The sequence below is a fragment of the Streptomyces sp. NPDC008313 genome (assembly GCF_042956125.1).
Taxonomy (GTDB): Bacteria; Actinomycetota; Actinomycetes; order Streptomycetales; family Streptomycetaceae; genus Streptomyces.
In genome coordinates this window covers 157,733-170,448 of record NZ_JBIBFR010000008.1, presented here as the reverse complement: position 1 = coordinate 170,448, position 12,716 = coordinate 157,733, and the positions used below count along the sequence as shown (strand labels likewise).

Here is a 12,716-nt window from a genome sequence, read left to right as displayed (position 1 = left end):
CCTGTTCCGGCATCTCGTCGACGGCTCACCGAGAGCTCGCCGAACGACCTGGTGCACCGGCGCCGAGGGACTGAGGTGGCGAACAGGCCCTTGGAGAAGCGGTGGTATTCGGTCAGGTGGAGCAGTGCGTCGACGGCCCGCCGGGACAGCAGCCTGAAGTCGCCCACGCCGTCGACGATCTCGACGTCGACCATGCGGTCGACGAGGCGGTAGTAGAGGCGGGCTGCCAGGGTACGGATGACCCGGTCGCCGTCCGGGTGCGACGGGCCATCACCTGGTCGTGCCCCTGCTCGTACAGATCGACCATGCGCCCTATGGCATTTCGCTCCTGGTTGTCACGGGATACACCTCTGTGCCGCCTGGCGTTCTCCCGCAAAGCCGCCTCCCACGCGCACGCGGGAGGCGGCGTTCAGCGGTGTCGGAGCCGCCCCGGGATCCCGCCCGCATGCTGCGAACGGGATCCCGTGCGGTGGCCACCGGCCCGGCACCGCGGCCGGCGTCGTCACGGTGTGCGCAGGGCCTCGGCCGGTGGAGTGCGAAGGGCCTGCCGGGTGGGGAGTTCGATGGTCAGGAAGGCCGTCACGGTGAGGACGAGGACGGTGACCGGCAGCAGCCAGACGGGGCCCGCCGGCCAGGGGCGGCCGAGGAACCCCTGACCGAGCAGCGCCAGCGGCACGGCCGACAGCACCAGCCCCGCTCCGCACGACGTGACGGCGATCACGGCCGCCTCCCGGCGCATCATCGCGCGGACCTGACCGGGCGTCGTACCCGCCAGACGGAGCGCGGCGATCTCGGTACGCCGCTGGACGGTGGACGCGACCAGCTTGTTGGCGATGCTGAGCAGCAGGTAGGCGAGCAGGACGACGATGACCGCCAGGTTGATCCACACCTCGGGCGGGGTGTCCTGCCCGGTGCCGGACGGGTCCGTGTCCGACAGGACCAGCCCGGGGTGCTCGCCGGCCAGCACGGTGAGCCGTTTCCCGGCGGCGGCGCTGCCGTCGGTCCGGACGAGGACGCTCTGCGGCGCGGCCACCGTGGTGTGTCCCGCCGCCAGATCCTGCGACAGGACCACCGGGCCGAAGCCGAGGCCCCGGTCGTAGACGGCGACGACCCGGGCCTTCACCCGCGCGCCGTCCCCGAGGATCAGCTCCACCCGTCGTCCCAGCCCGGCATCGCGTGAACCGGCGACCTCACCGCTCACGGCGACCGTGGCGCCCTTCAGACGCGCCAGGTCCCCGTCCCGCACGCCGAGGTCGTACACTCCGGCCGCACCCGGAGGAAGGATCATGGCGGATGCCGACTCGCTCGTCACCTCGTCGAACTCCTTGTACTGCCACACCGCGGTGGTGGTGGTGACGGGTTCCGCGGCCTTCACCCCCGGCAGCCGCCGCACGGCAGGCAGTGTGTCCGCCGGCAGTCCGCCGAGCTGCGGCGCGCTCAGTGTGTACTGGGCGCGGGTGCCGGCCCGGATGTCCTGCTGGGTCGCGGCGAGCACCGTCGTCTGCGTCAGCGTGTACGTCAGGACGAAGACGACCCCCATGGCCAGCGGGCTGATGACCCCGGCGAACCGGAGAGCGTAGGCGCGTATGCCGGCCACCGCCAGCCAGCCCGGGGCGGAAGCACCGGGCCGCATGCGCCGCAGCGCCGCCCCGCCCGCACTCTTGACCAGCGCCGGGCCGGACAGCGCCAGACCGATCGCGGCCATGATGCCCGCGACGGACGTGGACGTGGCACCCAGCGCGGTCCGGACGAACAGCGGGGTGACCGCCGACGCGGTCGCGGCCGCGATCAGCAGCAGACCGATCAGCGTCCGGGTACGGGACGGAGTGCGGGGCTCGCTGCGCGACTCGGCGACCGCCTCGGTGGCCGGCAGCTTGGAGGTGCGCCAGGCGGCGCCGCGGGCCGACACCTGCACGGCGGCCAGCATCAGTACGAGGGTGGCGAGCGCGGGCAACGGGCTGAAGGTGAGAGGCAGTTCGGGCGGCAGGACCTCCTGGTCGACGAGCACCTGCGCGAACTGCCCTGCCAGCAGGTAGCCGAGGGCGATGCCGGGGACGGCGGACACGACCGCGACCAGGGTGGCCTGGAGGGCGGCGAGGCGGCGGATCTGCCGCGGCGTCGCACCGACCGCGCGCATCAGCGCCAGGTCCCGGCGCTGCCCGGCGATCGACACGCCCAGCGCGCCCGCCGTGACGAATCCGATGACCATCAGCAGGATCCCGGCGAGCGAACCCGCCAGCAGGATCAGCAGAGAGCGCGCCGCACTCACTCCGGGGGCCACGGCCGTACCGCGGTCCGCGCCGGTGAGCACCTTCAGCCCCTTGCCCGCCACCTTCTCGCGCACCGCGGCCGCCACCGCCTCCCCCGTGCCGGGGGCGGCACGCAGACCGATCAGGTCGACCGTTCCGGCCCGGGGCCCGCCTTCACGGCCACCGTCGGAGATGCCCGCGCGGCCGGACAGCCGCCGCACGGTGCCGTCCGCGAAGTAGACGCCAGCGCCCGGCGCGTCCACCACCGCGGACACCAGGTAGGAGGGTGACTTCCGGGTGCCGGAGGCGGCCGGGAGGCTGTCGCCGGTGACCACCCGGATCCGGTCCCCCACCCGTACCCCGGCCGAGGAAGGCACCGCGATCTCACTGGGCCCGAACGGCCGGTGGCCCTCGATGTGCGGCTTCGGCAGCAACCTGGTCGACGACCAGCCGTGACCGGCCGTCCGGGGGTCCCCGGCCGGCAGCACCCGACCGCGGGCATCGACGAGCGCGACGGGGAATTCGATGTCGCCGACCGCCGCGGTGACCCCCTTGATCTCGGCCAGCCGGCCGACGAGGCCCGCCGGGACCGTGGCTCGCTCCGGGAGCGCGATCGGCAGGTCCCCGCTCGGATGGAACTCCTGGTCTGCCGCGACGACCACATCCGCGCCGCCGAGCCGGCCGGACGGCACCTGGGACCGCAGGCCCGACTCGGCCAGTACGCCCGTCCCGGTGAGCAGGGCGGCACCGCCGAGTACCGCGCACGCCACGGCGAGCAGCGCGGTGAATCTGTGCGCGGCCATCCGCAGAGCAAGGTGCAGCATGGGTCAGCGCTCCCCGAGTGTGATGAGGCGGTCGGCGAGCCAGGCGGCGGTCGGGGCCTCGAGGGACTCGACCACCCGGCCGTCCGCCATCACCACGGCCTGGTGGGCCCAGGCCGCGGCCGCCGGATCGTGGGTGACCATCACCACGGTCTGGTGGAACTCGTCGACGAGACCCCTCAGCAGTCGCAGAACCTGGTGGGCGCTGTGCAGATCCAGCGCCCCGGTCGGCTCGTCCGCGAACACCACCGCGGGTTTGGCCGCCAACGCCCGCACGACGGCGGCTCGTTGCTGCTGGCCACCGGAGAGCTCGGCCGGCCGGCGGCCCAGGCAGCCGGCGATCCCGACCCGCTCGACCAGGGCGTGCACCCACTCCCGGTCCGGGCTTCGGCCCGCGAGTCGCAGCGGCAGCGTGATGTTGTCCTCGATGGTCAGCGACGGAATCAGGTTGTACGCCTGGAACACGAACCCGACGCGGTCGCGCCGCAGTTCGGTGCGGCGCGTCTCGTCCAGGCCGGCGATCTCGTGGCCGTCGACGCGGACGCTGCCCGACGTGGGCGAGTCCAGGCCGGCCGCACAGTGCATCAGGGTGCTCTTGCCGGAGCCCGACGGGCCCATCACGGCGACGAACGTGCCCGGCCACACCGTCAGCGACACGTCGTCCAGAGCCCGCACTCCGCCCTCGTACACCTTGCTGACCTGCGTCAGCGCGACGGCCGGACCTGTCTGGGCGGGCTGCGCGCGGACGGCGGCGTGACGGCCCAGGCCCCAGGCGCTCATCGGCTGCTCCGCATCCGGAGCACGACCAGCACGGTGGCGCACAGCGCGGTGACCCCGCCGGCGGCCAGGTGCACCCCGATACCGGACCCGGCGGACGAGGCCACCGTGTTGCCGAGCACGCTGACCACGAGAACCACCCAGAGCAGAGTGCGGACCGCGCCCACGTTGCTGGACCGGTCCGGCGTCTCCTCCCGGCCGGCGGCCGGGGTGAGACGGTAGGGATCCGTGTACGTCATGTGAGCTCCTTCAACGGCGTGTGCGACGACATCGACGCTACGGACCGGCGGCCTCCCCGCCGATCCCATGGGCCGCCGGACCGGTGGTACAGCACGCTGTACCAGCAGCCCGACCAGCCGCCCGCCCTCACCGCGGGAGGGCATAGGGTGACGGGCGTATCGGCGCGCTCGGCGAAAGGCGGAAGAGGTGCCAGGCCGGCAGAACGCAGACCCCCGCCACCGGGGAAGGCCCGGGGGAACGGACTCCTTGAGGGATGCCGGTGTCGATGCCGTCCGCGCCGCGCGGGCCGCGCTGAGGCAGCTCGTGGGCGGTTTCGGCACGGCTCTGCTCGCCCTGGCGGTCATCGTCCTGCTCGTGGCGACGGCCGCGGCCTGTCTGGTGGGCATCGGTCTGCTCGTCGCACCGGCCGCGCTGCGCGTCCTGCACGCCCTCGCCGGGCGGGAACGCGCCCGGCTCGGCCGCCACGGTCTCGACGTCGTCCCCCCACAACCACCGCCCACACGACTGCGGGCGGCCCTCGCCGATGCCACCACCGGCCGTGAGATGTGCTGGGTGTCCGTGCACGCCACGTTCGGTTTGGTGCTCGGTCTGCTCGGCGTGCTGCTGCCCCTCGCCGCCGTCCGCGACACCGCCTTCCCCCTGCTGTGGCCGTTCGCCCCGAAGGGCGCCACCAGCACATCACTCGGGATCGGGACCGCGGACTCCTGGGCGCAGGCCTGCGTGGTGTCCCTGCTCGGCCTGGGCTGGATCGCCATCATCCTCGGCCTGGGCCCCGCCCTGGCCCGGCTGCAGTCCCGCCCGGGCCTGACCCTCCTCTCGGCCGGACCGGACACCGACCTCTCCCTGCGCGTCGCCGAGCTGACCGCGACACGGGCCGCCGCGCTGGACGCCCACGCCGTCGAACTGCGCCGCATCGAGCGCTCCCTGCACGACGGCGCCCAGAACCGCCTCGTCACCGTCACCGTGCTGCTCGGCGCCGTCCGCCGCATGGTGGCCCGCGACCCCGCCGGCGCCGACGAACTCCTCGAACGCGCCCAGTCGGCCGCCGAGCAGGCACTGGCCGAACTGCGCACCGTCGCCCGCGGCATCCTGCCGCCCGTCCTCGCCGACCGGGGACTGGCCGGAGCGCTCTCGGGGCTGGCCGCGAACAGCGCGGTGCCCTGCCGGACCGACGTCGACCTGCCGGAGCGGTGCGCGGCATCCGTCGAGGCGAGCGCCTACTTCGTGGCGGCCGAGGCTCTCACCAACATCGCCAAGCACAGCGGCGCCACCCGCGCCACCGTCACCGTCCGCAGCCGCGGCGGCCGGCTCCTGCTGCGCGTCGAGGACGACGGCCGGGGCGGCGCCGACGAGGACGGCGGCTCCGGCCTGAGCGGCATCCGACGCCGCATCGCGGCACACGACGGTGTGCTGCGCCTGACCAGTCCGCACGGCGGACCGACCATTCTCGAGGTGGATCTACCATGCGGATCGTAATGGCCGAGGACGACCCCCTGCTGCGCGAGGGGCTCGCCCTGCTGCTGCGCGCGGAGGGGCTCGACGTGGTCGCCAAGGTGGGCACGGCCGACGAGGTACTCGACGCCATCGACACGCACCTCCCCGACGTCGCCATCCTCGACGTGCGGATGCCGCCCACACACACCGACGAAGGCATCCGTGCCGCCGTCGAGGCCCGGCGCCGCCACCCCCGGCTCGCCGTCCTCGTCCTGTCGGCGTACGTCGAGCAGAGCTTCGCCACCGACCTGCTCACCGGCGGCGTCGGCGGCATCGGCTACCTCCTCAAGGAGCGCGTCGGACGGGTCGAGCAGTTCCTCGGCGCACTGCGACGGGTGGCGGACGGCGGCACCGCCATCGACCCGGAGGTCGTCGCGCAGCTCTTCACGCGCTCACGCGAGGACACCCGGCTGGAACGCCTCAGCCCCCGCGAGCGGGACGTTCTCGCCCTCATGGCGGAAGGTCTGGGCAACAACGCCATCGCCGCCCGGCTCGTCGTCACCGAAGGCGCCGTGCACAAACACATCCGAAGCATCTTCGCCAAGCTGGACCTGGCACCGACCCAGCAGGTCGACCGACGGGTCGCCGCCGTCCTGCACTACCTGGAGGACGCCCGCCGCCGCCCCTGACGCCGCCGGTGACACCGCCGGTGACACCGCCGGCCACGGGACGGACCCGCTCGGCACCGAGCCCTGGGCAGGAAGCCCGGACCGGAAATCGTTCCGCGCCCGCAACCCCGGCGGCTGACGGACGTCTGTCATGGCGAAGGGCCCGAGGCTCAGCCTTCGGGATCGTCTTCGCCGACAGATTCGAGGATGACGTTGTCCGACCGAACGCGCCGGGTCGTGCCACCCGGGACCTCCGCCGACTCGCACATGGCCGAGGCCGCCGCGTCCCAGCACCCGGCGGCACTCCACCCCGCCCCGAGCCCTGCGGGCCGCTGAGTGTCCGCGACACCTCTCCTCGTTCCGGCGGTACGCCCTGCCCGAGGGATACGGAGGCTGCTGCGGCGGGTCGCCGACGGCCGGGCGGGCGCCGCACCCCCACCCGCGCCCTCCGTCCTCGGTGTCGGCGTCGGCGCCCGCACCGAGGACATCGACTCGCTGTACCACCACCGGCGGCTCGAACTCGTCCGGCTCGCCGTCCTCCTGGTGGACGACGTGCCCACCGCCGAGGACGTGGTGCAGGACGCCTTCACCGCCGTGTACCGGCGGCACGGGCCCCGGCTCGCGGGTCTGGACGACCCCGAGGCGTACGTGCGCCGCTGTGTGGTCAACGCGGCCCGTTCGGTACTGCGCCGCCGGCGGACCGTACGGTCGTACGTGCCTCCCCGGACGCCGCCCGCGCCGCCGCCGGAGGAGGAGGTGCTGCTGCGGGAGGAGCACCGGGAGGTACTGGTCGCGCTGCGCCGGCTCACGGTCCGTCAGCGCCAGGTGATCGTTCTCCGGTACTGGTCGAACCTGTCCGAGGAGGAGATCGCGGACACCCTCGGCCTGTCCCGCGGCACGGTGAAGTCCACCGCGAGCAGAGGACTCGCCGCCCTGGCCCGGCGGCTGGAGGAAGCGCCATGACCGACCCGGAGCAGCGGCTGCGCGAGGCGCTGGAGGCCAGGGCCGCCTCGGTGACGTACAGGGGTCTGCGTCCTCCGCTGCCGCCGTCGGGCGGCGGGCCGTTCACCAGGGCGTTGCACAGGGGCGTGAAGGTGGCGGGTCTGCTCGCCCTGGCGGCGGCGCTGGCGGCAGTCGTGCTGACGCTGTCCGACGCCCCCGAGCACTCTCCCGCCCAGGTGCCCGCCCCTTCCCGGACGCTGCCCCCGGACCGGCCCTCGGCCACACCCACGACGAGCGCCCCCACTCCGTCACCGGACGTGCCGAGGCCCGAGCGGCCCGAGCAGGACGCGGGCTGAAGGGCTTCGGACCGGCCGGCCGCGTGCCGCGCACACCGTCGGACACGACAGCCGTGCCGTCGTATCCGCACCCCGCGACCCGCAACCCGCGGGCGTCCGGCACGTCTGTGAGGGTGTGGCCTGCCCGGCTCGTGCGGCACGGGGACGGCCTCATCGCACCGTCCGCGACCCGACCAGGAGAAGCACTGTGCCAGCTGGGAAGATCACCCGGAGGAATCCGCGACCGGCCCGCCGTCCGGCGAGGACGGGGGGCCGCCGCGGGATGCTGCCGCTGCTGGCCGCCTCCACCGTGCTCGGCGTACTCCCGCTCGCCCAAACGGCGTCCGCCGGACCGCGCCCGGCCCAGCAGCAGGGTCCGTACGTCACGGCCGCGGCGGCGCGGGACGGCGCCGCGGTCCGGGAGTCCCGCTACGACCTGGGCGACCAGGCCTTCGCCCCGCCGCCCGAGTTGGGGTACGAGGGCCGCGCCGAGGTGGCCGCGACGGTGTACCGTCCGGCCGACCTCGGCAACCGCCGTCTCCCTCTGGTCGTCATGCAGCACGGTTCGTGGGAGACCTGCGCGGACGCGGTGGCCGAAGCGGACCTTGAGCGGGCCACCCGGGCCCGCGACCGGGCCGAGGAGGCCGGGGACGAGGCGGAGGCCGAACGGCAGAACGCCCTCGTCGAGCGCGCGGCCGCCAAGCTCTGGGCGTGGCCGTGTGCCACGGGCATCCGGCAGATCCCCAGCAGCACGGGCTACGACTACCTGGGACGCACGCTGGCGGCGCAGGGGTTCGTCGTGGTGTCCGTCGGCGTCAACGGCCTCAACTCGACGGAGGGCGGTCAGGCGCCCACGGCCTACCGGGCCCGCGCCCTGCTCATCGAGCACCATCTGCGGCTGTGGCAGCGCCTGGCGACGCGCGGGGAAGGGCCGCTGGCGCACGCGTTGACCGACACGGCCACCGGCCGGCCGGACCCGGTGGACTTCCGGGGACACCTGGACCTCGAGCACGTCGGGCTGCTGGGACACTCGATGGGAGGCGGCGGCGTCATGCAGGAGGTGTCCGACGACAGCCCGCGCACCCTGCCGGCCGGCGTGCGCATCGGCGCCGCCTTCACGCTGGCCCCCACGGCCACCTGGGACTCCGAGCCGGTGACAAGGGTCCCCTTCGCCGTCATGTGGGGCACCTGCGACGCCGTGAACACCGGGTCGTACTTCGAGAACAACCGCGCCACCACCCGGTTCCCGGCGTTCAAGTACACCCTGACCGGCGGCAACCACGCCTTCTACAACCGGCAGTGGTCACCCGACAGCGGCCAGGTGGCCTCCCGGGACGACGCCGTGCCCGGCAGCGCTCCGGGCACCTGCCGGTCGCAGTACGAGGGGAGCTCCCGGCCGCAGGTCGACCAGCCCCGTATGACGGCGGCGCACCAGCGGCTGGTGACGGCCAACCGGGTGTCGGCCTTCTTCCAGCGGTTCCTGCGCGGCAGGGACGACCTCACGCCCTACCTCACGGGAGCCCGCCCGTTCCCCGGAGAGAGCGAACCGCAGCGCGTGTCCGTCGACCACGTGCCCGGCACGGGCCCGAGGCGATGAACGGGCGTGCGGCGAGTGCGGAACAGGAAGGACGAGGCATGAGGCGGATACGGCCGGGCGTGGCCGGCCTCGTAGCGGCGGCCGGGCTTCTGCTCGCGGCCTGCTCGACACCGGGCCAGGGTGCTCCCACCGGGGGCACGCACGCGACTACGGACCGCGTGGCGTCCGGGCCCGCCGCGGAGAAGGACGGGGGTGCGGGCGGAAAACGGACCGGTGAACCTCGGGTACCGGCGAATCCGCCGGCGAAGTACACCCCGTCGTGGCCCGACCGCACGGTCCGTACGAAGGCCGGGTACCAGGTCGACACCTGTGTGCCCGAGGACCTGCGGGACAAGGCGACCACGTTGACGACCGGCGACGGCTACCACCTGTCCGCCCTGGTCCTCGGCGACGGCCCCGACGGCGTCCTGCTCGACCACGAACAGGGCTACAGCATCTGCTCCTGGCTCGAGACGGGGCAGCGACTCGCCGCGAAGGGCTTCCGGGTGCTGCTGCCGGAGTACCGCAGCCATGGGGCGTCCGAGAAGGACGAGGAGAACGGGCGCATCGACCTGGACGCCGAGGCGGCCCTCGCGGAGCTGAAGCGGGTCGGGGCCGAGCGGGTGTTCCTCGCCGGGGCGTCCTGCGGCGGTACGACCGCGATCGTGGCGGGCGAGGCCCAGCCCCTCCCCGTGACCGGACTGCTGATCATGTCCTCGCCCGCAGTGTGCCATTCCGTCGACGCGGTGCCGTCCGTGCGCCGGATCACGGCTCCCTCGCTCTTCGTCGTCGGGTCGGGCGACATGGAGGGAGCCGTCGAGCGTGAGGTGCGCACCCTGTACGAGAACTCCGGCGCCAGGGACAAGCGGCTCGTCGTCGACGACGACGGGTTCCACGGCACGGACATGCTGCGCCGAGGCCGGCATCGTGACCGAATGGTGGCCATGGTGACGGAGTTCGTCGAGAAGCACGCCCGGGGCTGACCCGCCGCCCCGGGCGCGGCGCCGCGCTTCGCCTCCCCGTGCGGCGCGGTCAGGCGTTCCTACCTTGTTACTTGGGCTGAGCGGACCATTCGACGGCGCCGTCGGTACCGGGCGAGCTCGCCGGGCCGGACAGCACGACGCTCAGGACGGGGGCGACTTCGGCCCGCAGGCGTGCCTCGGCGAGCGGAAGCAGCCCGTCGAGGCGGGCGTGCGCGATGGCGAGCAGCCGGCCGGCCGTGGCGTCCCGGGCGGGCGTGACCGTGAACCGCACGTCGGCGGATCCGCCGGCCGCGAGGCTGCGGGGCGCGGTGCCGCCGCGTTCGACGGTCCAGCCGGAGGGGACGGTCAGGGCGGTGGAGAGGCCGTCGAGCCGGTCGTCGCCGTGGTTGCGTACCGTGACGACGACTTCGGTCGGGGTGCCCTGTGCGAACGGGGTGTCCAGGGACGGCGGGGGCTCGGGCAGGCGGATCGCCGCGGTCAGTTCCGGGGGCGTGCCGGTCGCCGGGTCGGTGACACCCGGTCCGTCGTGGGCGAGGCGGCCGGTCATGCGGCGCAGGAACGCCGGGTCGTCGCGGTCGACGACCACGACGTCGTACCAGCCGTGGTCCGGGACGCCCATGAGCACCGTACGGGAGGCGCCGGGCCGCAGACTGACGGTGCGCACCCGGCCGCCGCGGCCGTGGCCTCGGGGATGGACCGACTCGCCGACGAGGAGCCTGCGGGTGCGGGAGGAGGGGTTGGAGCACACGATCCGCACATGGCCGGCGCCCTGGTGGCCGGTGAGGTGCGCCTCGGCGCCGACGCCCGTGCCCCGCAGCTCCCACGCGGACCAGCCGGGGCCGTGCACCTGGAGGTCGTAGCCGTCGGCGTCGCAGGCGACCGTGTGGTCGGCGCTCGCGCGGCCGGGGACCGTCCGGGTGCTCGGGGCGGTGCCGTCGCCGGGGTAGACGGTGAACCAGGCCGCGGTGGAACCCGCGTTGCCGAGCCGGAGGCGGACGCCGGTACGGCTGACTCTCGCGCTCAGGGACGGCCGGTACGGCAGGGGACGGGTCCGGCGCGTGCCGGTCTCCTGCGCGGGGAGCGACTGTTCCTTCGGCGGTACGGGGTTCCAGCGGCCGACCGCGTCCGGCACGGGGCCGGGCTGCTCGACCTCGGGCTGCCGGTGGGCGCGGTGGAAGTCGAAGGCGGAGGTCAGGTCGCCGAACACACCGCGGCGCCAGGCGCTGATGTTGGGCTCGCGCACGCCGGTCCACTTCTCCAGGAACCGGAGGACCGAGGTGTGGTCGAACGCCTCGGAGCTGACGAAGCCGCCCACGGTCCACGGCGACACGATGGTCATCGGTACGCGCGGGCCGGGCCCGAGGGGCTTGCCGTCGACCCAGTCGTCGTCGTTGCCGGAGGCCGGGCGCGGCGCGACCGGGGCGGGTACGTGGTCGAAGTAGCCGTCGTTCTCGTCGAAGTTGATCAGCAGCACCGTCTTCGACCAGGTCTCGGGGTCGCTCGCGACGGCGTCGAGGAGGTCGTGGACCAGGTTGGCGCTGCCGACCGGAGTGGAGCTGCTGGGGTGCTCGGACAGTGCCGCCGTCGGGACGATCCAACTGACCGCGGGGAGCGTGCCGTTGCCGATGTCGGACCGGATCCGCCGGATGAGGGTGTCCGGCTCGGAGCGGTAGGCGCCCCGGAGGAACAGCCCGCGCTCGGCCTCGGTCAGCGCGTCCACGCCGCGCTGGAACTCGGCCAGCGCGGCCGCGCGCTGCTCGGGGGTACGGCTCCACAGGCTGTCGTAGAACTGCTCGGTGGTGCTGTACCGGCCGCCGACCCTGGAGAGGATCTTCCGGCCGATCTCCTTCCAGGGCCTGAAGTACTCCACCGCGTTGTCGGTGAAGTTGTCCCACTCCTGGTAGATCTGCCAGGAGACACCGGCGGCCTCCAGGCGCTCCGGGTACGTCGTCCAGGTGTAGCCGGCGTGGCCGTGGTCGTAGGCGGCGTTGGTGACGGCCCGGCCCGCGCCGTCCGGTTCGTAGCCGGTGGTGCCGGTCCACAGGTAGTTGCGGTTGGGGTTGGTCGAGCCGTAGACCGAGCAGAAGTAGGAGTCGCAGATGGTGAAGCGGTCGGCCAGTTCGTACTGGAGCGGGATGTCGCGCCGGTCGTAGAAGGCCATGGTGCTCTGCGTCTTGGCGGCGGCCCAGTCGTTCCACCAGCCGTCGGCCCGGGCCTGGACGGCGTCGGGGAAGCCGTGCGGAAGGGAACCCAGGTACTGGATGTCGCTCTCCGGGCGCCCGGCGTCGAGGGCTGCCCGGCGGGCCGAGAAGGGCAGGACCTCGCCGCCGCCGGGTCGCGGCTGCCGGAAGACGTCGGCGCCCGAGGGCAGGCGCAGCGGCGTGCGGTCACCGAAGCCGCGCACCCCCTTGAGGGTGCCGAAGTAGTTGTCGAAGGAACGGTTCTCCTGCATCAGGACGATCACGTGCTCGACGGCACGCAGGCCGCCGCGTGGCATCGGTGCGGCCATCACCTCGTGCAACGACGGCGGCAGGAAGGAGAGCGCGGCTCCGCCGGCGAGGGTGCCGAGGACCTTCCGGCGGGAAACGTCAGACATGCCGGGGACGTTAGGGCGCGTCGACCGCACGGCATAACCCCGGGCAACGGTTCTTCTCCGGCCGTTCACCGCGTGACGTCGCCTGTTCCCCCGCT

10 protein-coding genes and 1 pseudogene are annotated in these 12,716 nt (G+C 73.8%); 6 read left to right on the top strand and 5 right to left on the bottom strand.

The annotated features are described in order from the left end of the window. Positions 1-77: 77 nt before the first annotated feature. The 4 genes and pseudogenes from ACFY93_RS13100 to ACFY93_RS13085 form a co-directional block, all read right to left on the bottom strand. Positions 78-316 (bottom strand): annotated as a pseudogene (locus ACFY93_RS13100) (glycosyltransferase); the annotation flags it as partial. Positions 317-502: 186 nt separating this feature from the next. After that, complete coding sequence (locus tag ACFY93_RS13095; protein ID WP_391357107.1) at positions 503-3,073, bottom strand: FtsX-like permease family protein; 2,571 nt, start codon at positions 3,071-3,073, stop codon at positions 503-505. A 3-nt stretch (positions 3,074-3,076) separates the two neighbouring features. Further along, the gene (locus tag ACFY93_RS13090; protein WP_391357105.1) at positions 3,077-3,850 is read right to left on the bottom strand and encodes an ATP-binding cassette domain-containing protein; all 774 of its coding nucleotides are present in this window, start codon (positions 3,848-3,850) and stop codon (positions 3,077-3,079) included. After that, positions 3,847-4,086, bottom strand: coding sequence for a hypothetical protein (locus ACFY93_RS13085; RefSeq protein WP_391357103.1), 240 nt, complete (start codon positions 4,084-4,086; stop codon positions 3,847-3,849). Before ACFY93_RS13085 ends, ACFY93_RS13090 begins: the two co-directional genes overlap by 4 nt. A gap of 247 nt (positions 4,087-4,333) precedes the next feature. Here ACFY93_RS13085 and ACFY93_RS13080 point away from each other — a divergent pair, with 247 nt between their 5' ends. From ACFY93_RS13080 to ACFY93_RS13055, 6 genes are all read left to right on the top strand, one after another. Further along, positions 4,334-5,563, top strand: a complete 1,230-nt coding sequence (locus ACFY93_RS13080) for a sensor domain-containing protein (protein WP_391357101.1) — start codon at positions 4,334-4,336, stop codon at positions 5,561-5,563. Further along, positions 5,551-6,210: a response regulator gene (locus ACFY93_RS13075; protein WP_391357099.1), complete on the top strand. Its 660-nt coding sequence runs from the start codon at positions 5,551-5,553 to the stop codon at positions 6,208-6,210. The genes ACFY93_RS13080 and ACFY93_RS13075 overlap by 13 nt, the downstream gene beginning before the upstream one ends. Positions 6,211-6,525: 315 nt before the next feature. Then, entirely contained in the window at positions 6,526-7,152 is a 627-nt protein-coding gene (locus ACFY93_RS13070; protein ID WP_391357097.1) for a SigE family RNA polymerase sigma factor, read from the top strand. Then, complete coding sequence (locus ACFY93_RS13065; protein WP_391357094.1) at positions 7,149-7,487, top strand: hypothetical protein; 339 nt, start codon at positions 7,149-7,151, stop codon at positions 7,485-7,487. The genes ACFY93_RS13070 and ACFY93_RS13065 overlap by 4 nt, the downstream gene beginning before the upstream one ends. 262 nt (positions 7,488-7,749) lie before the next feature. Next, complete coding sequence (locus ACFY93_RS13060) at positions 7,750-9,063, top strand: alpha/beta hydrolase (protein WP_391357092.1); 1,314 nt, start codon at positions 7,750-7,752, stop codon at positions 9,061-9,063. Between the two features lie 38 nt (positions 9,064-9,101). Beyond that, positions 9,102-10,025 (top strand): alpha/beta fold hydrolase, encoded by a 924-nt coding sequence (locus ACFY93_RS13055; protein ID WP_391357090.1) that lies wholly within the window; start codon positions 9,102-9,104, stop codon positions 10,023-10,025. A 67-nt stretch (positions 10,026-10,092) separates the two neighbouring features. Here ACFY93_RS13055 and ACFY93_RS13050 read toward each other — a convergent pair whose 3' ends face one another. Then, positions 10,093-12,621: a phosphocholine-specific phospholipase C gene (locus ACFY93_RS13050; RefSeq protein WP_391357087.1), complete on the bottom strand. Its 2,529-nt coding sequence runs from the start codon at positions 12,619-12,621 to the stop codon at positions 10,093-10,095. Positions 12,622-12,716: the final 95 nt, after the last annotated feature.

Bases quoted from the DNA above. Each gene is read 5' to 3' on its own strand.
- ACFY93_RS13090 (WP_391357105.1), bottom strand. From the start codon at position 3,850: ATGAGCGCCTGGGGCCTGGGCCGTCACGCCGCCGTCCGCGCGCAGCCC.
- ACFY93_RS13050 (WP_391357087.1), bottom strand. From the start codon at position 12,621: ATGTCTGACGTTTCCCGCCGGAAGGTCCTCGGCACCCTCGCCGGCGGA.
- ACFY93_RS13065 (WP_391357094.1), top strand. From the start codon at position 7,149: ATGACCGACCCGGAGCAGCGGCTGCGCGAGGCGCTGGAGGCCAGGGCC.
- ACFY93_RS13085 (WP_391357103.1), bottom strand. From the start codon at position 4,086: ATGACGTACACGGATCCCTACCGTCTCACCCCGGCCGCCGGCCGGGAG.
- ACFY93_RS13060 (WP_391357092.1), top strand. From the start codon at position 7,750: ATGCTGCCGCTGCTGGCCGCCTCCACCGTGCTCGGCGTACTCCCGCTC.
- ACFY93_RS13095 (WP_391357107.1), bottom strand. From the start codon at position 3,073: ATGCTGCACCTTGCTCTGCGGATGGCCGCGCACAGATTCACCGCGCTG.
- ACFY93_RS13075 (WP_391357099.1), top strand. From the start codon at position 5,551: ATGCGGATCGTAATGGCCGAGGACGACCCCCTGCTGCGCGAGGGGCTC.
- ACFY93_RS13055 (WP_391357090.1), top strand. From the start codon at position 9,102: ATGAGGCGGATACGGCCGGGCGTGGCCGGCCTCGTAGCGGCGGCCGGG.